General features: G+C 38.5%; 18 protein-coding genes, 1 riboswitch and 2 other annotated features. Of the genes, 8 read left to right on the top strand and 10 right to left on the bottom strand.

Going from position 1 to position 21,231, the window contains the following annotated elements; translation table 11 throughout:
- The first annotated feature begins 29 nt into the window (after positions 1–29).
- The 4 genes from TE34_RS02915 to TE34_RS02900 all read left to right on the top strand — a co-directional run bounded on the left by TE34_RS02915 (position 30) and on the right by TE34_RS02900 (position 4,315).
- Positions 30–650: a YesL family protein gene (locus TE34_RS02915; protein ID WP_047983332.1), complete on the top strand. Its 621-nt coding sequence runs from the start codon at positions 30–32 to the stop codon at positions 648–650.
- Between the two features lie 114 nt (positions 651–764).
- Complete coding sequence (locus tag TE34_RS02910) at positions 765–1,751, top strand: ABC transporter permease (RefSeq protein ID WP_407944349.1); 987 nt, start codon at positions 765–767, stop codon at positions 1,749–1,751.
- Positions 1,752–1,773: 22 nt separating this feature from the next.
- A complete protein-coding gene (locus TE34_RS02905; RefSeq protein WP_047983331.1) occupies positions 1,774–2,649 on the top strand; it encodes a carbohydrate ABC transporter permease in 876 nt (291 codons plus the stop codon).
- Positions 2,650–2,707: 58 nt separating this feature from the next.
- Positions 2,708–4,315, top strand: coding sequence for an extracellular solute-binding protein (locus TE34_RS02900; protein ID WP_047983330.1), 1,608 nt, complete (start codon positions 2,708–2,710; stop codon positions 4,313–4,315).
- Between the two features lie 205 nt (positions 4,316–4,520).
- On the opposite strand, the gene TE34_RS02895 is transcribed toward TE34_RS02900, so the two are convergent.
- Positions 4,521–4,976, bottom strand: coding sequence for a DUF421 domain-containing protein (locus tag TE34_RS02895; RefSeq protein ID WP_047983329.1), 456 nt, complete (start codon positions 4,974–4,976; stop codon positions 4,521–4,523).
- 196 nt (positions 4,977–5,172) lie between these two features.
- Complete coding sequence (locus tag TE34_RS02890; protein ID WP_047983328.1) at positions 5,173–6,396, bottom strand: Zn-dependent hydrolase; 1,224 nt, start codon at positions 6,394–6,396, stop codon at positions 5,173–5,175.
- A gap of 287 nt (positions 6,397–6,683) precedes the next feature.
- Positions 6,684–6,768: riboswitch (cyclic di-GMP riboswitch) on the top strand.
- Positions 6,769–6,857: 89 nt separating this feature from the next.
- Here TE34_RS02890 and TE34_RS20145 point away from each other — a divergent pair.
- The gene (locus tag TE34_RS20145; RefSeq protein WP_053074943.1) at positions 6,858–8,144 is read left to right on the top strand and encodes a DUF5667 domain-containing protein; all 1,287 of its coding nucleotides are present in this window, start codon (positions 6,858–6,860) and stop codon (positions 8,142–8,144) included.
- A 502-nt stretch (positions 8,145–8,646) separates the two neighbouring features.
- Here TE34_RS20145 and aroA read toward each other — a convergent pair.
- From aroA to TE34_RS02860, 5 genes are read right to left on the bottom strand one after another with little or no spacing between them, the layout of a single operon-like run.
- Positions 8,647–9,933 carry a 3-phosphoshikimate 1-carboxyvinyltransferase gene (gene aroA, locus TE34_RS02880; RefSeq protein ID WP_047983327.1) on the bottom strand — a complete coding sequence of 429 codons (1,287 nt, stop codon included), beginning with the start codon at positions 9,931–9,933 and terminating at the stop codon, positions 8,647–8,649.
- 11 nt (positions 9,934–9,944) lie between these two features.
- The gene (locus TE34_RS02875) at positions 9,945–11,048 is read right to left on the bottom strand and encodes a prephenate dehydrogenase (RefSeq protein ID WP_047983326.1); all 1,104 of its coding nucleotides are present in this window, start codon (positions 11,046–11,048) and stop codon (positions 9,945–9,947) included.
- A 21-nt stretch (positions 11,049–11,069) separates the two neighbouring features.
- The gene (gene hisC, locus TE34_RS02870) at positions 11,070–12,161 is read right to left on the bottom strand and encodes a histidinol-phosphate transaminase (RefSeq protein WP_047983325.1); all 1,092 of its coding nucleotides are present in this window, start codon (positions 12,159–12,161) and stop codon (positions 11,070–11,072) included.
- A gap of 21 nt (positions 12,162–12,182) precedes the next feature.
- Complete coding sequence (gene aroC, locus TE34_RS02865; protein ID WP_047983324.1) at positions 12,183–13,355, bottom strand: chorismate synthase; 1,173 nt, start codon at positions 13,353–13,355, stop codon at positions 12,183–12,185.
- A complete protein-coding gene (locus tag TE34_RS02860) occupies positions 13,333–14,445 on the bottom strand; it encodes a bifunctional 3-deoxy-7-phosphoheptulonate synthase/chorismate mutase (RefSeq protein WP_047983323.1) in 1,113 nt (370 codons plus the stop codon). The genes aroC and TE34_RS02860 overlap by 23 nt, the downstream gene beginning before the upstream one ends.
- Positions 14,446–14,559: 114 nt before the next feature.
- Positions 14,560–14,789, bottom strand: a binding site (T-box leader).
- Positions 14,790–14,851: 62 nt separating this feature from the next.
- Positions 14,852–15,077 (bottom strand) — a binding site (T-box leader).
- Positions 15,078–15,383: 306 nt separating this feature from the next.
- Here TE34_RS02860 and TE34_RS02855 point away from each other — a divergent pair.
- Positions 15,384–16,625, top strand: coding sequence for a SulP family inorganic anion transporter (locus TE34_RS02855; protein WP_053074942.1), 1,242 nt, complete (start codon positions 15,384–15,386; stop codon positions 16,623–16,625).
- Positions 16,626–16,762: 137 nt separating this feature from the next.
- Entirely contained in the window at positions 16,763–17,548 is a 786-nt protein-coding gene (locus TE34_RS02850) for a creatininase family protein (protein WP_047983322.1), read from the top strand.
- Positions 17,549–17,735: 187 nt separating this feature from the next.
- Here the strand turns inward: TE34_RS02850 and TE34_RS02845 are convergent, their stop codons facing one another.
- The 3 genes from TE34_RS02845 to TE34_RS02835 are packed head-to-tail and all read right to left on the bottom strand — an operon-like array spanning position 17,736 to position 19,265.
- Complete coding sequence (locus TE34_RS02845) at positions 17,736–18,551, bottom strand: PIN domain-containing protein (protein WP_047983321.1); 816 nt, start codon at positions 18,549–18,551, stop codon at positions 17,736–17,738.
- A gap of 21 nt (positions 18,552–18,572) precedes the next feature.
- Complete coding sequence (locus TE34_RS02840) at positions 18,573–18,920, bottom strand: hypothetical protein (protein WP_047983320.1); 348 nt, start codon at positions 18,918–18,920, stop codon at positions 18,573–18,575.
- A 21-nt stretch (positions 18,921–18,941) separates the two neighbouring features.
- On the bottom strand, positions 18,942–19,265 hold the full coding sequence (locus TE34_RS02835; protein ID WP_047983319.1) for a hypothetical protein: 324 nt from the start codon (positions 19,263–19,265) through the stop codon (positions 18,942–18,944).
- Positions 19,266–19,363: 98 nt separating this feature from the next.
- On the opposite strand from TE34_RS02835, the gene TE34_RS02830 reads away from it, so the two are divergent.
- On the top strand, positions 19,364–20,662 hold the full coding sequence (locus TE34_RS02830; RefSeq protein WP_047983318.1) for an alpha/beta hydrolase: 1,299 nt from the start codon (positions 19,364–19,366) through the stop codon (positions 20,660–20,662).
- Positions 20,663–21,231 lie beyond the last annotated feature (569 nt).

Here is a 21,231-nt window from a genome sequence, read left to right as displayed (position 1 = left end):
CAAACTATTACTACTCGGGGGAAATTAACATGGAGCTAACAGGTTGGAGACTAGGTCTATATAAGAGCATGGATTGGGCTATGAAGCTTGCCTACGTGAACTTTCTATGGTTCTTAGGTATATTGGTCGGTTTAATTGTAGGAGGCTTTTTCCCCTCAACAATTGCTATGTTTGCAGTTATCAGAAAATGGCTACAAGGTGACAAAGATCTTCCTACCTTTTCCTATTTTAAAAGTATCTATAGACAGGAATTTGTAAATGGGAATATGTATGGTTTTATATGGCTTATACTCGGATTTATTATCTACTTTGATTTACAGTTTTTTCGTAGCTTTAATGAAATATGGAGTCTATTACTAACTTATTTCACCTTTATTATCGGGGCTATCTATATTCTATCTTTACTATTTGCATTTCCTGTTTTTGTTCACTTTAATGTGAGTCCATTTCAAAATGTGAAGAACTCCATTTTTCTTGTCTTATCAAGACCGTTTGTTTCTATTCTTATGGGTATTTGTTTCTATATTCCTTACTATGTATTAATGAAAATACCTGGATTAATACCATTCTTCAGCGGAAGTCTAATAGGGTTCTGTCTTGTAAGTGTTTCATTGAAAATATTTGAAAGTTTGAAGAAAGATAATAAGTAATATAATTGTTTAAAATATATTGAAAAATTGGCCTATTTGTATTATTGTTAAACATATACATGTCGTATACAGGTAAACATGATTAAAATAGTACCCAGTAAAGGGGGAGATGTTTTGCTTGCAGAGAATGACGTCGAAGTCACTAATCAATCAGAAAATGTAAACGCTTTAAAAGGGAAACAACCTAAAAGGGAACCCTCAAGAATAAGAAAGAGGTTGTGGAGAGAGCGGTATTTAATATTACTCTTAATACCTGGAATTTTATATTTTCTAATCTATCGTTATCTTCCAATGGGTGGCATCATTATTGCTTTTAAAGACTATAGTCCTTTTCAAGGTTTTATAGATAGTCAATGGGTCGGTCTAAAGTATTTTAGATTAATATTTGAGGACCCAGAGGTAGTAAAAGTTATTTGGAACACTTTACAAATTTCATTTTTGCAAATTATTTTCGCATTTCCTATTTCTATCATTCTAGCACTATTGTTAAATGAACTTAGAAATCAATATTATAAACGGTTTATTCAATCTATCGTTTATTTACCGCATTTTTTATCATGGGTAGTAGTAGTTGGTATTACAGTTATTTTTCTAAGAAGTGAAGGTTTAGTTAATGGTTTCTTAGATTCTGCTTTTGGAATGGATCCAATCCCATTTTTAACCGATCCAAATTTATTTAAACCACTTATTGTTTTACAGGTCATCTGGAAGGAATCAGGCTGGGGGACAATTATTTTTCTAGCTGCATTAGCTGGTGTGAATCCGCAACTTTATGAAGCTGCTATTATGGATGGAGCTAATCGGTTTAGACAGGCCTGGCACATTACGTTACCAGCAATTAAAAGTACAATCATAATCCTCTTAATTCTGCGTTTAGGTAATGTTATGGAAACAGGATTTGAACATATTTTCCTAATGTTAAATCCTTTTAATATGGAGAGTGGAAACGTTCTCGATACATTTGTTTATTTTAAGGGTATTCAGCAAGCAAACTATAGTTTTGCTACGGCGGTTGGGGTATTTAAAGGTATTGTCGGTTTAGTACTAGTTGTTGTCGCAAATCGATTAGCCAAACGATTCGGGGAACAGGGACTATATTAGCATATTGAAAGGAGGTAATTGTATGGCCAAAAGGTCTACAGGTTCAAAAGTATTTGATACGTTAAATAGTTTTCTATTGCTGCTTGTTGCAGCAGTAATGATATTTCCATTCCTATATGTTTTTTCTGTATCTTTTTCATCAGTTAGTGATTTCTTGGAAAATGATATTATTCTTTGGCCGAAGGAGTGGGTAACGGACGCTTACGAATACATTCTTGGTTCAAAGGCGTTTATCAGGTCCTTGTTTGTTACTGTCTATGTAACAGTTGTTGGGACAGCTGTCAATTTATTTTTTACTTCAACGATGGGATATGCCTTAACAAGAAATGTAACTGGGCAAAGAACAATTTTATTCCTTGTTCTATTTACATTGTTATTTTCGGCGGGGATGATTCCTACGTATATTGTAGTAAAAGAAACTTTCTTAATTAATACGCTATGGGCGTTAATTCTACCAATTGCAATTAGCCCTTTTAACCTAATTGTTATGAGGCAGTTTTTCCTAAGTATTCCGGAAGAATTGAAAGAGGCAGCATTAATTGATGGTGCAAATGAGATTCAAATTTTTTCAAAGATAATTTTGCCGCTTTCCAAACCAGCTTTAGCAGCATTTGGCTTATTCTATGCAGTTGGTCATTGGAATAATTATTTTGCGGGAGTTCTTTACTTAAATGACCCTGCTAAATGGCCAATTCAAGTTATATTAAGACAAATTGTCATAGTTAACGAACCTAACGCAGCCTTAGGAGGGCATGAAATGAGTTTGGAGGCACTACCTCCACCAGAAACAATTCAAATGGCTGCTATCTTACTAGCAACACTACCAATATTATTAGTTTATCCGTTCTTACAAAAACATTTTGCTAAAGGGGTGATGCTTGGGTCAGTCAAAGGGTAAAAGTAGCCGACGCAGTAAGGCAGGTTAAAACTATTATTTTAAAAATGGGGGGAAAACTGTGAAATTTAAAAGTCTGTTATTGTTGTTTTTAATAGCTATCTTGTCTATTGCATTAATTGCGTGTTCTGAAAAGGAATCAGCTGGTGAAAATCCTTCGAGCAAGGATAATGAAGGTGAAACTAACACAGATATAGATCCATTTGACCATTCTGAAAAGTATTCAATTACTGGGATGACTTTCCGGTTTGGTGATCCACCACCAACAAAAAGTCCTGGTCTAGATCTTATTAATGAGAAATTTAATATCGAATATAACCCTCAAATAATTCCGCAAGGGGATTATGTCGAGAAGTCATCAGCAATTGTTGCAGGTGGGGATATGCCGGATTTAGTTGGCTTCCAAGCGAACGACTTCCGTTTCTATCAATGGGCAGAGCAAGGTGCATTTTTACCACTAGATGATTTCCTTCATCACTTTGAAACGTTAGGCGGAATTCCTGATCATATTTATGATGCATTTAAAGTTGACGGGAAAATCTATGGTATTCCAAGATATTCACAACCGTATCCGTTAACACCAATGGTTCGAAAAGATTGGTTGGATAATCTAGGTTTAGAGATGCCTACAAATTATGAAGAACTTAAAGCTGTAGCAATTGCATTTACCAATGAAGATCCAGACCAAAATGGTGAAGATGATACGTATGGTATTGCAATTGGAGAAAATATTAATCCTAATTTTAATATGGGTGCTTATTGGGATGCTAGCGCATGGTATCATCAGAATGATGAAGGACAATATATTCCAGGAATTATTTCTGAAGGTAGAAAAGAATTAATTCAATTCTTTGCTGACTTGTATGAAACAGGCGCAATGACGAAAGACTTTGCTGTTCTGAATTGGGCAGATACAAATGCAGAGTTTTACTCAGGTAAAGCCGGTATATTTGTTGGTGGAGTAGCAGGTATGTCCGAAGATTATATGAAAGGGCTACTTGAGATTGACCCAGATGCAGAATTTGTTTCTATTCCTCCATTTGAGGCACCAGATGGATCGCAAGGATTTACAATGGGATCTGGAAACTCTGGTATATTAGCATTAAATGCAAATATGGCAGATGATTTAGGTAAAATTTATCGTTCTCTAGAATTAGTTGATTATGGTAAGAAATTCTTTCCAAAGGACCAAAGAAATCCAGATAATCCTGATTTTGACTGGATGTGGGGGTTAGAAGGAACGGGATATAATATGGAAGACGGTAACCCTGTCCGTGTACCTAATTTTTCATCGGATGGATTGGCACCTTCCACTTATTTCTTAGATAACAGAGAACATATACCAAGTGATTCACAACCACGCTATGCGGATGATTACTCTTTACCAGCAATGAAAGATTTAGTTAATTCATTACAGGATATGTTTGAATCAGGACAATTGTATATCAATCCAGCAAATGGTGTAATATCTGAAACAGAACAGGATAAAGGTGCAGACTTATTACAATTTATTATGAATGAGCAAGCAAAAATGATTGCAGGACAAAGACCTGTATCTGATTGGGATAATCTCGTTGAGGAATATTTACAACGTGGTGGAGCAGATATTATTAATGAAGTAAATGAAGGAATTAACAACAAAGATTATACAGATCATCAGTGGGATTAGGAGAATTTTTGGCAGTGCAGTTTGGGGAGCACTTGTGTAATGCCCCTAAAAATGGACAATAAAAGATTCGACAATTAGGCATCCTTTTTGTAATGCAAATATTATTTTTTGGAGAAACGAATCCAGGCTTTTTTGGATTCGTTTCTCATTAACACGTTTAATTAAGATCGTCCCTTTACTAATGGTGCAAGTAAGTTTATTGAGGCTAGTTGTTTCTTATCCTCTTCACACTTATATACCCACTAATCTCCAAAATAGCTAATTCCACTTCTTCCATCTCAAAAATTCCTTTCGAGCGTAGTTGCATTTGTAATTCCTTTTCTGTCATATATTCTCGCTCTAACAGTTCCTTATTGATTTTTCCATCTTTCACAATAATTTTTGGTTCACCTTCTAATATTTGATGTAACTTTTTGCTCCTTTTTATTCGTTCTATTACCAGAATTAGAAAACCCCACATGAGAAGTGTAAAGGTGAGCCGGCCTACATGCACTTCACTATCGGAAGCCATTCCTGCAAATAAATCGGCTAAGATTACCACAAATACCATATCAAGCGGAGTAACTTGTGCAAGTTCTTTTCTCCCCATTAATCTAAATAGAATTACAACTACAGTAAGTCCTGCGATTAGCTTAAGTGTGGTATGAATATAGAATTCCACCAGTAAATTCCACCTGCTTTAAATAAGATGAGCTATTCATTCTGCTTAATAATAAAGTATATTGCGAGTCTAGGCTGGAAATGACCAGAGGTTTATTAACACTTAATAGGAATTTAGCTTAGCGTAATTAAAAATAGGAACGGTTCTTGCATCTCGCTCGGAAAGATGCAAAAGACAGTTCCCCTATTTTCAGGCTTTACTCTGTTAACTTCTTAGCAGCATCATAAAGTACATCCACTCCAACAGCCAAGTCCATTACGTCTGTCCATTCCTCCGGGCAATGACTAAGACCATCCTTACTTGGAACGAATATCAAACCTACATCCGTAATACCAGAAAATATCATAGCATCGTGTCCAGCACCGCTATTCATAGTTAAATACGGAATATCCAGTTGGTTACAAGATTCTCTAAGTAGAGTACGTATTTCGGGACTCAATTCCTTCGGTGGAATATAAAATGATTGCTCGATAGATGTTTGGATTCCTTGCTCTTGATAGGATTTAATGACGTCTTTTGTTTTCTGAATGGCTTGTTGAATATGTTCTTCTTTTCCAGAACGAATATCTACGGAAAACAGCACTTTATCAGGAATCACATTCGCTCCATTCGGAAAAACTTCATGGCGTCCTACCGTTATCACAGTTCCTTCCCCGATTTCCATGGCGATTGCCGGCAACTTCGCAATGATTGTTGCTGCTGCGACTAATGCGTCCGAACGTCTGTCCATTGGGGTTGTTCCGGCATGTCCTGCTTTTCCTTTGATGGTCACTTCTAATTGGGTTAAGCCTACAATAGCTTCGACAACGCCGATTGGAGTTTTCGCTTCTTCTAGAATCGGTCCCTGCTCGATATGCATTTCTAGGAATGCTTTTATTGATTTAGGATCTCTGCATGTGTCTTTTGTTGGGTCTAAACCAATATTCTTCATGGCTTCTGCTACTATAATCCCTTGTCTATCCTTAATTTGGTTTTGTGCAAATTCACCAAGGGCGCCAGCGATTCCTCTTGAACCCATTAATCCGCCTTCAAATCGTGTTCCTTCTTCCTCTACCATCGCTATGATTTCTAAAGGATAAGTTGGAGTGAGATTATTTTCCTGAAAAAGTGCAGCTACTTCTAGCCCAGCTACAACCCCCGCTGCACCATCGTAAGCTCCACCATTTGGTACGCTGTCAAAGTGGGAACCAACTAAGACGCTTGGGGCATCTTTTTTTGTTCCTGGTAATTTTCCAAAAATATTACCAAGTCCATCTTCTCTTACAGTAAGGCCGTAAGCTTCCATTTGTTCTTTTATGTAATTACGAGCCAGTAGATCTTCTTGACTGTATGTTAATCGGGTAATTCCTTTATTTGGTGTAGCTGTAAACTCGCTTAATTTACGGATGTGTTTTTCTATGCGTTTTGTATTTGCTTTCATGTTATCCCTCCATTCTTTTATATTACTAGGTTTATAGCTCTAGTTTAACGGATTCTATCATTATAACCTATACATGTGCGGGTTGATATATTTCCAAATTGAATCAGTAGAACCTTCCCTTATGGATGAGATTGAATACTACTATGAAAATAACGTGAAAACTCCCTCTACCATGAACGCATTAGTTCTGCTAATAGATTAAATTCTCCAAAAAAAATCACCGTTTCGTGCGCTTTTATGATATACTCTCTTCAAATAGTGTTGAGCGAATTAATTGTTCGTTCCCTATTTGAAAATGGCAAATCTATTGAAAGATAGAGACGCAAAGCTACAGGTCTACGGTTATTAAACTAGGATGGCTGAGCTACCAAATGGAGAATGGAGAATAAGCTCGAGTTACTTATAGAGTGAAATTCAAGATTCTTTCATTACAAAAAAAATTGTTTTGGAGGGATTTTTTTATGGAAAAGGATATTTCATTATTCCGTAATATGCGTAAATTTTTGGTTTCAGGTGTTGTAACTGCGGTTGTTTTTGGTTTTGGAGCTGGACAGGCCTTTGCGGAAGATGCTGAGGGAATGACTGATTCTCAGGTGGAAGAAACAAGTCAGGAAGAGCAAGAAGTTATAACAACACCAGATGCAACAACTGATGAATCACTAGAAGATAATGAAACTCAAAGCAGTGATGAAAGTTCTACAGAAGAATCTGCACAGGACGAATCATCTGATAATCAAGAGAGTGAAGAGGATATTGGACTTTTACCAGGTGATTTTTTCTATTTTGCGAAAAAGCTAATGGAAAATGTAAAAATTGCTCTAACATTTGACGAAGTGAAAGAGGCAGAATTGCTAACCCAATTTGCTGAGGAGCGTATTAAAGAAGCGGAAGCATTACTTGCACAGGGCGAGGAAGATTTAGCAAATGAAGTGCTTCAAAAGGCGATTGAACAACAAGAGTTAGCATTAGCAAAATATGAGGAATCGAAAGTCTCTGAAGAAGAAGCGACTACAGAGGAAAACGATGAGTTAGAAGAGGATGATGTTTCGCAGGAAGAGACTTCTCTGGATCCGATTCGTGCAGAACTAGAGGCAAAATTTGCTGCAAATCTAGTAGCCTTAGAATCTGCGTTAGAAAAAATTGAAAATCCAAAAGCAAAAGAAGCACTAGCTAAAAATATAGTAAAAGCACAAGCGAAATTTGAAGAAAAACTAAATAAAAAATTAGCAAAGTTACAAGAAAAAGAGCAAAAGGCAGATACGAAACATGCGGAACTTGAGGCGAAATTAGCTTCCGGTAAAATAGATGAAGAAGAATATAGTGAAGAGCTTGCAGAACTTAATGATGAATTAGCAGAAGAAAAGGCAGAGGTCGTTGCGGAAATTCAAGAGGACACGGACGAAGTAATAGAAGAAGCATTTGAAGATGAGCGCGAACAAGCTGCTGAGTTAGCAGAAAAAGAACGTGAGCAAGCGGAGAAAGAACGCGAACAAGCTGAAGAGCAAGCGGAGAAAGAACGCGAACAAGCTGAAGAGCAAGCGGAGAAAGAACGCGAACAGGCTGAAGAGCGAGCAGAGGAAGAACGCGAACGAGCTGAGAAGCAAGTAGAGAAAGAACGCGAACGAGCTGAGAAGCAAGCAAAGAAAGAGCGCGAACGAACTGAAGAGCAAGCAGAAAAAGGTCGTGAACAAGCTAAAGAACGCGAAGAAAAAAATCGTGAAGAAGCTGAAGACGTTGATGATGATTAATCCAAATAGTATTAGATGATTTTGAAAGCACCCTGAACTTTTTTTAATGAGGGGTGCTTTTTTGTTGAGCTTACACGATAATTAATCTTCAAGCATGCTATGTTTTTAATAACTGGTAAAAGTAGATGCTCTAATAGAAGAAGCCGCATTTAATATGGATGAACAAAAGCGTGCGGACAATATAAGCAAGTTCTTGCTAAGGAACGTGCTGTTGTTTACCTTTTTCAATTAGAAGGAAGTTGATTAAGCGACCGTATTATCGATCAATTAAGAGTAGATGAACTTACGTTAAGTGAATAATTATAGAAAGGGCACTGTCTAAAATAGGTCCGGGTTTGCATCCAATGAACAAACAGCAACACTAGAAATGATGATTTCACCGCTGTGAAAATTAGTAAAGAACAAACCACCAATCAAAATCTCACACTAGTAGACATTGTACACGTGACAGAGCAGTGAAACCATGGGACCGGTTCGGAATGGTGAGAACAGGTCCCATGCATCACTGCAGTCCCTGCAATGTCTCAAAGAAATCAGGATAAGAAACATTGATCGCTTCACTGCTTTCGATCACGGTTTTTCCCTCTGCAATGGTACTTGCTATTGCTAACATCATCCCAATTCTATGGTCTCCATGGCTGTTTACGGTAGCACCTTTCAGTTTGGTTTTGCCATGTACAATCATTCCATCTTCTGTGGGTATAATATGTGCACCCATCTTATTCAACTCTTGTGCTACGATGTCAATTCGGTTTGTTTCCTTCACCTTAAGTTCTGCAGCATCCTTAATAATGGTTGTTCCTTCTGCTTGTGTTGCTGCTAATACAATAATTGGAATCTCATCGATCAATATAGGGATAATATCCCCGCCGATTTCCACACCATGTAGCGAGGAGGCATCGACTTGAATGTCTGCATAAGGTTCTATCGAATCTTCACTTTTATTTTTACATGAAAGTGTTGCGCCCATATGGATCAGTACATCAATAATCCCAGTACGGGTAGGGTTCATACCCACATGTTGTATGGTTAAACGACTCTGAGCGCTAATCGTCCCCGCCACTAAAAAGAAGGCAGCAGATGAGATATCACCAGGGACTTCAATGGTAGTTGCTGTTAACGTTTGCTTTCCTTTCATGGACACTTTCTTTCCAGTTTGATTCACGTTTACACCGAATGCGTTTAGCATTCTCTCGGTATGATCTCTTGTACGCTCCGGTTCCATGACGGTGGTAGTTCCTTCCGCGAATAAGCTTGCTAATAATATAGCGGATTTCACCTGTGCACTGGCAACCGGTAATTCATAATCAATCGAATGCAAGTTACCTCCAGTTATCGTTAGAGGGGTGAAATTCCCACCTTGACGCCCATCAATATTGGCACCCATTAAGCGAAGCGGATCCACGATTCGTTTCATCGGTCTCTTTGCAATGGAAGAATCGCCTTGTATGCAAGCATAAAATCCAAGACCTGCCAGAATTCCTGACAACAGGCGGATCGTTGTTCCAGAATTTCCAACATCCAGCACTGCTTTCGGTTCCCGTAGATGCTCTGCCCCATTCCCGTGAATTTCCACATAGCTTCCTTCTTGATGAATGTCGACCCCCAATTGTCTAAAACAGGAGATGGTACTTAAGCAATCTTCACCGGGAAGAAATCCTCTAACAGTTGTTTTACCATTGGCTAATGCTCCAAGCATTATCGCCCTGTGTGAAATGGACTTATCACCTGGAACGGTGATTGTTCCAGAAAGTCCATGTTCCACTTTGCTTAACGTTTTTTTTGCCATGTCCATCCTCCTTATGCAGCTTCATAGGTTTTGTACGCATGAAAGTTGAGGAGATTCTGCGCTTTTGTGCGGTCCTCCTCCTTTTGAAAACTAATTCTTAAAACACCAAGTAGTCCTTCTCTATTTTCCATAATGTGCAGGTTGGTAAGGCTGATTCCATGTTCAGCAAGTAACGTAGTCACTCCAGCAATGGAACCAGGGACATCGATGACATCCACATACAAATCATAATAGGAAGGAATAGCACCTTTTGAACGAACAGGTAACGAATCTCGGTATTCTTTGGCATCTTCAAAAAAGTGGGAGATAGCTAAGTCATCTCCGTTCAGCAAACTATGTTGGAAATGCTTCATTTCATCCACCCAATTATCTAGCAGCCCTAATAAATTCATTCTATTTTGTTTTACGATTTCTTTCCACATTTCGGGACTACTTGATGCGATTCGTGTGATATCTCGAAATCCCCCCGCAGCCAACAAGCTAACCAACGGATGCCGATCAGCATCTTTCCTTGTTTGATTGACCAAGCCGGAAGCAATAATGTGGGGAAGATGGCTAATGACTCCAGTTACATAGTCATGTTCCTCTTTATCCAAAACAAGAAATTGAGAATTAGCACCACCAAGCCATTGTTTTAATTCCTCTATTCGATGAGGAGAACTGCTAGAAGGTGTTAGCACGTAATACGCATTTTCGAATAGGTGAGCCCTTGCGCTTTCCACACCAGATTTATGGGATCCTGCCATTGGATGTCCACCGATGAACGTAACAGATTCTCCCTGCCACAGCTCCTCAGCCAGTTCTATAACTCCTCGTTTCGTACTCCCGGTATCAGTGATGAGCACGTTTTCTTTTAGATCATAACCTGCTAATTGTTTTATAACCTTTTCCATCTGTAATACTGGTGTCGACAAAATGATTAAATCTGCCATCTCTGCTTCTTTACGCAAGGAGCCCACTTTTTCATCTATAACTTGAAGTGATTTTGCCGCTCTCATTTCACTTTGTTTTACATCATAACCATAAATCCTAGCTTCTGGATGTTGCTTTTTAATCGCGAGGGCTAACGATCCGCCGATTAGTCCTAGTCCTATAATTAATACATTTCCTTGCATGGCTATTCCTCCTGTGGGTACTTATTTCGCGATCTCCTCAGTCATTAATTCTTTTAATGCACTTCTTACTTGTTCGTTTTGGTCTTCTCTGCCAATAGTAATACGGACCGAAGTTGGAAATCCTAACGATTTTCCGGAACGAACAATAAGCCCTTTGGCTAATAACCATTCAGCCACCTCATCTGCATCCCGCCCGAAATTAATTAAGATAAAGTTTCCTTGTGAAGGAAAATAAGAAAGATTATTTTCATCGCAAAATGCATAATATTTTTCTAACTCGACTGTATTTCGTACTCGACAACGGGCTACAAATTCTTGGTCGGAAAGGGCAGCAGTTGCTGCTATTTGTCCTAGTACATTCGTGTTAAACGGAAGACGAATAGGTTCCAAAGTCTGAATAATTGCTGGTGATGAAATTCCGTAACCGACCCGAAAACTGGCAAGCCCGTATATTTTGGAGAAAGTTCTCATGATAATAAGGTTCGGAAACTCTTGGATAAACGAAAGTGAATCATATGATTGCGTTACGTAATCGAAATAAGCCTCATCTAGAACAACCAAAACATCGCTCGGCACTCGCTCTAAGAAATGTCTGATTTCCATTTCTGGAATATAACATCCAGTTGGATTGTTTGGATTACAAATCCATACAATCGCGGTGTTCACATCCATTGCCTTAAGCATGTTATCCAAATCATGGAAACCGTTCGTTAAAGCTACTTCGCGTGTTTCTGCACCTTCCATAATGGCTGCATGCTTATACTGCGGGAAGGTAGGAGAAGCCATGACTGTATTCCTTCCAGGTTCCAGCATCGCTCGTGAAATAATTTGAACTAGCTCATCGGTGCCATTACTGAAGATTAATTGTTTTTCGTCTAAATGTAACAGGGAGGCGGTAGCTGTCCTTAGGGTAGAAGCATTTCCATCAGGATAAATTGTATAAGAAACATCCAGGTTATTTAATGCATCATCCACATAAGGTGAATACCCATACGAATTTTCATTGGAAGCCAATTTGATGATTTCTTTTAGACCGTATAGTTTTTTCACATCTTCTATTGACTTACCGGGCTGGTAGGCTCGTAAATGAAGCATTTGTTCTTTCCATTTCATGTTGAACCCTCCTTGAAAAAATTAAAACGTTTTTGCGTAGGCGCGGTGTTCCTCTACCGCTAGTTTGAGTGCTTCAAAGCGGTCACTAGAAAATTGCTCCGTAATCGCGGTAGCAAGCTCCCAAGCAACGACGGCCTCTGCAACCACACTTGCAGCAGGAACAGCACAGCTATCCGAGCGCTCAATACTAGCAGTAAAAGGTTCTTTTGTATCGATATCCACGCTTTGCAGTGGTTTATATAAGGTAGGTATTGGTTTCATCACACCTCTTACCACGATGGGCATTCCGGTGGACATTCCGCCTTCAAACCCACCTAATCGGTTTGTGTTTCGGCTATATCCGTTTTCTTCGTCCCAGTTAATCTCATCATGGACCTGACTCCCAGGTTTTCGTGCCATCTCAAATCCTAAGCCAAACTCGACACCTTTAAATGCGTTAATACTGACGATTGCTGCAGCTAGCTTGGCATCCAGCTTACGATCATAATGCACATAACTACCAAGCCCCGGTGGCATGCCTTCCACAACAACTTCAACGACTCCACCGATCGAATCACCGTTTTTCTTTGCCTGATCGATTGCTTGCATCATTTGCACTTCTGCCTCTTGATCAAAACAGCGAACAGGAGAATTATCTGTCCTTTCCTTTAATGCTATCAAATCCTTGTAATTCGTGTTTTTTGCTTGAATGCCCCCGATTTCGACTACATGGGCCGTCACTTCGATTCCAAGAAGATGAAGTAATTTTTTTGCTACTGCTCCTGCTGCAACTCGAACGGTCGTTTCACGTGCAGAGGACCGTTCCAGTACATTACGCATGTCGCGGTGGCCATATTTGATCCCACCGACTAAGTCCGCATGACCTGGGCGAGGATGGGTAACTATTCGTCTAATGTTATTTGTCTCAGACTCTTCCATCGGTTCGATTCCCATGACATCGGTCCAGTGTTTCCAATCCTTATTCTCTACTACTAGCGCAAGAGGGGACCCTAGGGTATACCCATGACGGACCCCACCTGCTATCATTACTTGATCCTTTTCAATTTGCATTCTTTTTCCTCGGCCGTACCCTTTTTGCCGGTTGGCTAATTCGCGGTTAATATCCCCTGCTGTTAATGGCATGCCTGCCGGTAGCCCTTCAATAATGGTTGTGAGTTGTGGACCGTGGGATTCACCTGCTGTGAGAAACCTCATGTTTTAAGCCTCCTTTTCCGCTGAGCTTATCTCTAAATACTTTTAATCCGTCCATGAACTCATGGAATTCTGGAATGTTCATTTGTTGTGCGGAATCGGATAAAGCTACTGCTGGATCCGGATGAACTTCCGCCATAATCGCATCTGCACCAATGGCTAGTGCTGCTTTTGCTGCTGGGAACAATAAGTCTTTGCGACCGGTTGAATGTGTGACATCGACTACGACAGGTAGATGTGTTTCTTTCTTCAAAATCGGTACCGCCGAAATATCTAATGTGTTTCGTGTTGCCTTCTCATATGTCCGAATACCTCGTTCACAAAGAATGATTTGATCGTTTCCTTGGGAAATGATGTATTCTGCAGCATTGATGAATTCTTCGATTGTTGCAGCTAAGCCTCTTTTTAATAGAATTGGTTTATTTACTCTTCCAACCGTTTTAAGTAATTCAAAGTTCTGCATGTTACGTGCACCAATTTGAATTACATCCGTGTATTCCAATGCTGCTTCAACATCATGTGGAGTTAAGATTTCGCTAACTACTGACATACCAACTTCATCTGCTACTTTTCGTAAAATTTGTAACCCTTCCAATCCTAGCCCCTGGAAATCATATGGGGAAGTACGAGGTTTAAAAGCGCCACCTCGCATGAGGGTAAGTCCTTGTGCTTTCATCGCTAAAGCTACTTCTTTTACTTGTTCATAACTTTCGACCGCGCACGGTCCCATAATGAAATTTTGTTCGCCATTCCCGACTTTTGTACCATTTATATCCACAATCGTATTTTCAGGGCGTGCTTTTCGAGAAACCAATAATGCTTTTTTATGGTTGTCTTCCTGAAGCTCCAGACTAGCTTTGAAGATTTCTTTGAAAATATGTTGAATCGTGGATGATTCAAAAGGTCCAGTGTGGTGTTCCATAATTAAATTAAGTGCTTGACGTTCTCGCACTGGATCGAACCTTACGACTCCTTGTCTTCCTTTGTATTCTCCAATCTTTTGAACAATTTTCCCGCGTTGATTTAACAAGGTTAAAATTTCTAAATTCACCGCATCGATTTGGTCACGTAGCGCTCTTAATTCATTTGTCATTTGTTTTCCTCCTCTTTTGGGGTGCCTGTCACTCCCCGATTTAACTCGATTTTTGTCGAGTGAAAGCTATTTATTGATACGAAAAAAAATCGCCCCTGTCGTAATAATATAAACGACAGGGACGATTCTCATCGCGGTACCACCCTTATTGTGAACAGAATTGTTGTTCACCTCTCATCTTTTTTAACGATCAGTGACCGTCTTTCTCGTGGGAGGGTTGCCTTTGCCTTGAGAAAGAAGCTCCAGGATTGTAATTCATGCTTATCTTTGGCTGATTCACACCATACCATCAGCTCTCTGGACAGGGAGATAAGACACTACTTCGATCCTTTCATTACTTTTTAAATTATTTAATTTAAGGTTGGGGGGTAGACCCCATAAAAAAAGCCCCTACTGATGATTAATCAGTAGGGACGAATTCTTTCGCGGTACCACCCTAGTTGTGAATAAGTTATTCACCACTCTAATTGGTTAACGATCAAATGACCGTCTTTTTCTTGATAAAACGTTCTGCTTTAAGAAAAAGAAGCTCGGGGATTGTAATTCATGCTTATCTATGACTGATTCACACCACCATCAGCTCTCTGACGCAGGGAGATAAGACACTACTTCGATCCTTTCGTAGCCTTTACATATATTTGTTTCATTTCACTGTTTAGTTGTTATTGTTTCACATTATATGCAACTTAAAAGAGTCTGTCAATATGTTTTTGGAGATAAGAGGCAATGTCACTTTTCAAATATTGTCGAGGGGCAGTTTATTGAATGCTTAGGAATTACAATAGAAAGTCTAGCTGAGAGTAGGTTTATAATAGAAATAGACATTGGGAAGTATGGTTGTTGTAGGGTCAGACCCCACTCAACGAGGTCCACCACTACTTTTCTAGGTATAATATTTTCATTCCCCTTATATAGTACAAGTATAGGGGGCTCTTTTCATGCTTTTAAAACAATTCCCAGGACTGAACAATCTTGTACCTTATCAAACTTTTAACCTAGCTGGTGATTTGACTGCTGGGATTGTTGTGACTTTTTTATTACTACCACAAAGCATGGCCTATGCAATGATTGCTGGAGTTCCACTGAGTATGGGGTTAATCGCTGGAACTTTTCCACTAATGATTTATGTATTAATCGGAAGTTCAAAGTATTTATCAGTTGGACCTGCCTCCGTTGTCTCTCTGTTAGCATTTACTGGTGTATCTGGTGTCACTGGTCCAGGCTCCGAACAATTTCTTGAAATGATGGTTTTCTTAGTTTTATTGGTAGGATTAATCCAACTTGTCTTGGGGCTACTGAAGGTTGGTTCCTTACTCGGCAAGGTATCACGAGCTGTGATTGGCGGGTTTATTTCTGCTGTAGCTATAATTATTATGTTAAACCAACTAAGCTCCTTTTTAGGGATTACACTTCCGAAATATGAGAACTTCTTATCATTTATCTTCAATCTTATACAAAATTTGTCCGACGTTAATGTACTAGCTACTTCTTTTGGAATTGGGAGCATGATTGTCTTGCTTCTTTTTAAGAAAAGATTTAAGGTTTCTCCAGGTCCATTTATTGTTATAGTTATATCTATTTTGGCTGTAGACTTTTTAAACCTGAACAAAATGGGTGTTGATATTGTAGGTCGAATTCCGCATGAATTTCAAGAAATAGCACTGTTTATTCCTTCATCAGACATACTGATTACATTACTGCCTACCGCTATCATCATTAGTTTCATTTCATTTTTTGAATCCTTTTCCGTGGCATCCACGCTTGCGGACAAAGAAATGGAGAAGATCAACCCGAACCAAGAACTTATGGGATTAGGCTTTGCAAATATTACCGGTTCATTTGTTGGTTCTATCCCGGTTGCTGGAGCCATTTCGAGAACTGCTGTGAACTACCAAGCAGGTGCGAGGACAAACTTATCCTTAGTTATTACTGCCAGCTTTATGTTGTTAGCTATATTTTACATAACCCCTTTATTCTACTATCTACCCCAAGCGACACTTGCAGGTATCATCATTTTTGCTGTGTGGAATTTAGTGAATGTAAAACAGCTAAAGCACCTTTTAAAATATGAACCGTTTGATGCAGTAATCTTTCTAATGACTCTTTTTGCAACGTTGGTTGTGGATGTATTTGTTGGTTTGATAATAGGGATTGCACTTTCTCTGTGGAAGAAGAGGTAGAAGGGAACCATCTGTAATAAAAGATTAAATTATCAAAAATATTTGACTATGGTATTTTTCTGATAGTATGATAATGACAATAGGTTTAGCAATCGGAATTCTATTTAAAATCAGTAACACCTAAAAGGAGGATCTTCATGCAATCATATATTCTATCAAAAATGACTTGGCCAGAAATAGAAGAGGCGTTAAAAACTGTAAAACTAGCAATTATTCCAGTGGGGGCTCAAGAACAGCATGGACACCACTTGGCAGAGGGCTGTGATTCGTATAGGGCCGAAGAATTCTGCCGACTGTTGGGTGAAAGGAATTTCCCCAATGTCGTCGTTGCACCAAACATTAATTATGGTGTTTCGCCACATCATATGGACTTTCCGGGAACCATAACACTTCAGCCGGAGACTCTAATTGCTCTATTGGACGATATCGTAAATAGCTTGCAACATCACGGAATTAAGAAGTTTTTATTTATTAATGCACATGGTGGCAATACGACGACCATAGCGGTTGCAGCAGAAAAGATAGCTAGAAAATATGATGTTGCCGTTGCTCATTCGAAGTTTGTGGATGCAGCAAAAGAAGTAATTGAAGCAGAAATTGATTCCCCGTATTTTGGACATGCTTGTGAAAGAGAAGTGTCGGAAAGCCTTTATTTAAAGCCAGAGATTGTCCGAGTGGATAAACTGCAACAGGCAGATTATGTTGATGCATTTGCATTGAAACAAACTAAAAGTAATTTTGTGAAAGTAGTTCATCAATTTAAAGATATTACTAGAAATGGCAATCTTGGCGATGGTACGAAAGGTAGCTATGAATTAGGAGAGAAGATTATTCAGCAAGCACTAAGTAATCTTAGTGAGTTTATTGAGGAATTTATTGCGGTAGAGGAGAATTCTGAGAAGGAAGTTCTTCATAGAGATTAATAGTAGTTTGATCGTACTCGGGGGATGTGAAGTTGATATCTCTCGAGTTTTTTGATTGTTAGAATCAGTTATCAAATGCAGCTTTATGTAATAGATATTTGCGATGAAGCTTAAAACAAATAAGCAATAGAGGTATTTCTCAGCTCCAGTCGATCTGAAACATAAGAATATCCCTATTGCTTTTGCATTAAACCGACAATGTCGGCATGTCACTATTTCTAGCTAGTATCCTTGCTCCCTTATCATTAGAAACAAACACTACTGGTATTTTCTGTTCTATAAGCTTAAGACAGGAGCCGATTATTTTCTCGTCTGGCCCCCCTGTTAGATGATGCTTTTTCAAAAAGTTGAAATCTGGTACCTCAACAAACTTCACTCTACCTGCTTCCTGATACATTTCTAATAAATCAAATCCAAGCTGAGCCGACTTTCTAACACCAGGTTTATCATTGTTTTTTAACCCGTCGAGCTCTTTCATCACTTGTTTACTAATATAAAGCTTCAGATTACTATCCCGGAATGCAGAGACGAGCATCAATTGTTCATGCATTAGAATATTTGTATCAGGTACAATGGCAACGCCTGACTTAAGGGTAGACATGAGATTGCGATATTTTAAAACGGCGAGCCTTTGTAGGGCTTTTTTGGCCATTGTATCGTTTACCTTACTTGCAGTGATATTCGCATGAATAACCGATAAAACAGTAAGGGCAACCCAAGACAATACTAAAGGTGTACTCTCCAACTGTGCGGCTAAAATATAAACGATAAAATGTAAAAGTACTAATAGAATCCCTAATACTTTCTTTTGCGCATAGATTTGTCCAAGGCCAGTTACAAGTGCAGATAGCCAGCCTGCTTTACCACTAGTTATTAGAGATGGGCGCTTCACACGATAATAGTTTGCTAGTAATATTACGGTGAGTATATAAATGATGGCAGGATTTTTCCCGGTTAATTCGAAAGCATCCGCTAAGAATCCAATAATAAGTGCTAGTAACAATACGCTATCCCCTTTCCTTTATTAGTGGTGATGTGAATCTGCTGAACCGTGATCAATTCCGTGATAGCTTTCGTCCACTACAATATCTAAGCCCGGATTAGTGTACGGGTCATGAGGATCATGCCCAGATTGGTGCCAGTCGTCGTCTATATGATTAGAAGTGGAGTAGGAACTTGAAGTAGTGTGTTGTATACTCGACATTCCTCTCGACATGACGGTAGCTTGTAATACATGCTCTGTCCATTCATCCTTTGTTGTCGGAAAAATAGATCTGAATTCGATGTTCTTCGTGGTGACTTTTCCCTTTAGTTCCATTAAAAATGTCACGATAATTCCACCGATTAAAATACCGTAAATGATTGTTTCCATATAATCAGCTTCCCTTCCACGTTATTGATATGCTTTTGTAAGACCTTTAACGAAGCGGCGGGATAACGAGTGGTACAATCCATCCTTTGTTTCATAGGATACTTCAGGGCTTTCGTATACGAAAAAGTATAATTCCCGCAAGCGATTATAATAGTAGTCAGAAGATAACCAGAAATAAATAAGACGTACTCGTTTCAAAATAATATCTGCTTGTTCCTGTGTGCAGTGATGCTTTTGAAACTTGATTTTTAGACGTAAGGATTGAAGGCGGAACCAATTAATCGTTTCAAATAACAAAAATAAAACAACTAATAATCCTCCAAAACTAGCAAAAATTCCTTCCATTTTTTCTTCCCCCTTGTATTTTAGTTGTAAAGGACTTTATAGATGATAAAATAGTACTAAAGTCCGTATTACAAACTCATTACACTTTTGGAGGAAAAATGGCAAAATTCAACTCAGTTAACGCATCAATCCATTACATAATGAAACCTAACCCTACGAATGATACGATTGTCTTGCTTCACGGAGTAGGGCTAGATCATACCGAATTTAATTTTTTATTACCGTATCTAGAAAACTATCAACTACTAAGTTATGATTTACGCTGGCATGGACAATCAGATGGAACTTTTTATTCAAGTGATGAAGAAAACTGGCAAGTATTGATCAACGACTTCCTTGTTTTGCTTGATAAAGAACGTATAAATAACTTCCATATCGTCGCTCATGGAATTGGAGCACAGCTAACAGTGGAACTGGTCAGTCGGGGGATTGTTAAGCCGAAAACAGTAACCGTGCTTTCTACACCATTTTATTATCCTAAAGAGGTTGCGGAAAAAGGAATACAATTTCGTGCCGAACAAATCAAAGGAATGAGTGGTAGAGAATTAGGTAAATGGATGATTCCACAAATCATGGCGAATCATTCAGAAGAAAAACATGAGATTATTTTGTCGGCTTTCGATAAGGTTAACTTAGAGTTATATATTGATATTTTTCGCTTAAATGCAAACGCCATTTCGTTGGAAAAACTAACGAAGTTCACTATTCCAACCTTACTTCTTAATGGGGAATTGGATGTTAATTATCCACCAGAGCTAACTAGTCTAAGTGCAAAGTATTTACCAGATGTCCGGACGAAAATAATTAGAAATGCCTCCAATCTGGTACATGTCGATCAACCAAAGGAAGTAGCTACCATTATTCATGAATTTATTGAGCAACATACATATCTTTCAAGCGGCGGTGTGGTAGGGCTAGACTTACCATATTTATCATTACTCCATAAGGAATTAAATCGAAAAGAGAAATTATTCATTCGGGTAGATTTTTTAACGGTGTTTGAAATGAAAGTAAACGGCAAGATTGTCTATGGGAAATGGAATCAACGAAAGGCAAAAGAATTGCTAGCCTATCTTACGTATTATGGTCGGTCATCTAAAGGGAAAGTATATGAAGCTTTATGGCCAAACTCTAGTGAACAAAATGCCCAGAACTTACTTCGTGTGGCCATTCACCATTTACGAACATTACTAAAGAACGCTGGCTTAGAAGAATTTATCTTCACGGATACGCAATATGTTTGGATCAATGATAAGGCAGAAATACGTTGTGATGTAATAGAGGCTATGAATGGAATTCGAGTGGTGCCTGAAAATCAGTTGTTTTCAGACTTACCAATGGATTGGACTAGGGATATACAGTTTGAGTTGGAGAAGCGCTTGGGGTTGTTGCAGTAAATGAATGTTTTTTTGTTTCTTTTATATAAGCATAATGATATTGAGCTAATTTCTTTTATTAGAAAACAAACCATTTAAGTATAGTAGTTACTGGCTCTTGTTCTGTTGCAAGTTAGTTAAGTCGGTACCTGATAAGTTTATATAGTAGAATTAGTTACTAGACTTATAGCTTGCAAGTGTTGGAGAAAATATTGGATATAACTGGATATTCTATTAGTATTGCAATAGTTACCTAACCATGGTATATTAATCTCCTGCCCCGCGAAATAGTGGTTAATATAAATGTTAATTTTAAAAAGTGATTGACTTTGAGACTGATAGCGTGGTAGGATATAACTTGTCGCTTTTAATAGACTTCAAGAAAAATAATAAAAAAAGTTGTTGACACATTTTGTCGAATTTGATATTATAATTCTTGTCGCTAAAATAAACGACAAAGATTTTGCTCCTTGAAAACTGAACAAAACAACCAGTATGTCAAGAAGAAACATACCCTGTTTTTTCTTAAATTATGAAATACAGAAGCTAGCAGCTTCTTTGCTAAGAACTTTCCTATGAATGATTGGTGT

The organism is Ornithinibacillus californiensis, from assembly GCF_001038485.1.
GTDB lineage: Bacteria > Bacillota > Bacilli > Bacillales > Amphibacillaceae > Ornithinibacillus > Ornithinibacillus californiensis.
This window is presented reverse-complemented; position numbering and strand designations above follow the sequence as displayed.

Bases quoted from the DNA above. Each gene is read 5' to 3' on its own strand.
- TE34_RS02915 (WP_047983332.1), top strand. From the start codon at position 30: ATGGAGCTAACAGGTTGGAGACTAGGTCTATATAAGAGCATGGATTGG.
- TE34_RS02905 (WP_047983331.1), top strand. From the start codon at position 1,774: ATGGCCAAAAGGTCTACAGGTTCAAAAGTATTTGATACGTTAAATAGT.
- TE34_RS02890 (WP_047983328.1), bottom strand. From the start codon at position 6,396: ATGAAAGCAAATACAAAACGCATAGAAAAACACATCCGTAAATTAAGC.
- TE34_RS20145 (WP_053074943.1), top strand. From the start codon at position 6,858: ATGGAAAAGGATATTTCATTATTCCGTAATATGCGTAAATTTTTGGTT.
- aroA (WP_047983327.1), bottom strand. From the start codon at position 9,933: ATGGCAAAAAAAACGTTAAGCAAAGTGGAACATGGACTTTCTGGAACA.
- TE34_RS02875 (WP_047983326.1), bottom strand. From the start codon at position 11,048: ATGCAAGGAAATGTATTAATTATAGGACTAGGACTAATCGGCGGATCG.
- hisC (WP_047983325.1), bottom strand. From the start codon at position 12,161: ATGAAATGGAAAGAACAAATGCTTCATTTACGAGCCTACCAGCCCGGT.
- aroC (WP_047983324.1), bottom strand. From the start codon at position 13,355: ATGAGGTTTCTCACAGCAGGTGAATCCCACGGTCCACAACTCACAACC.
- TE34_RS02860 (WP_047983323.1), bottom strand. From the start codon at position 14,445: ATGACAAATGAATTAAGAGCGCTACGTGACCAAATCGATGCGGTGAAT.
- TE34_RS02855 (WP_053074942.1), top strand. From the start codon at position 15,384: ATGCTTTTAAAACAATTCCCAGGACTGAACAATCTTGTACCTTATCAA.
- TE34_RS02850 (WP_047983322.1), top strand. From the start codon at position 16,763: ATGCAATCATATATTCTATCAAAAATGACTTGGCCAGAAATAGAAGAG.
- TE34_RS02840 (WP_047983320.1), bottom strand. From the start codon at position 18,920: ATGGAAACAATCATTTACGGTATTTTAATCGGTGGAATTATCGTGACA.
- TE34_RS02835 (WP_047983319.1), bottom strand. From the start codon at position 19,265: ATGGAAGGAATTTTTGCTAGTTTTGGAGGATTATTAGTTGTTTTATTT.
- TE34_RS02830 (WP_047983318.1), top strand. From the start codon at position 19,364: ATGGCAAAATTCAACTCAGTTAACGCATCAATCCATTACATAATGAAA.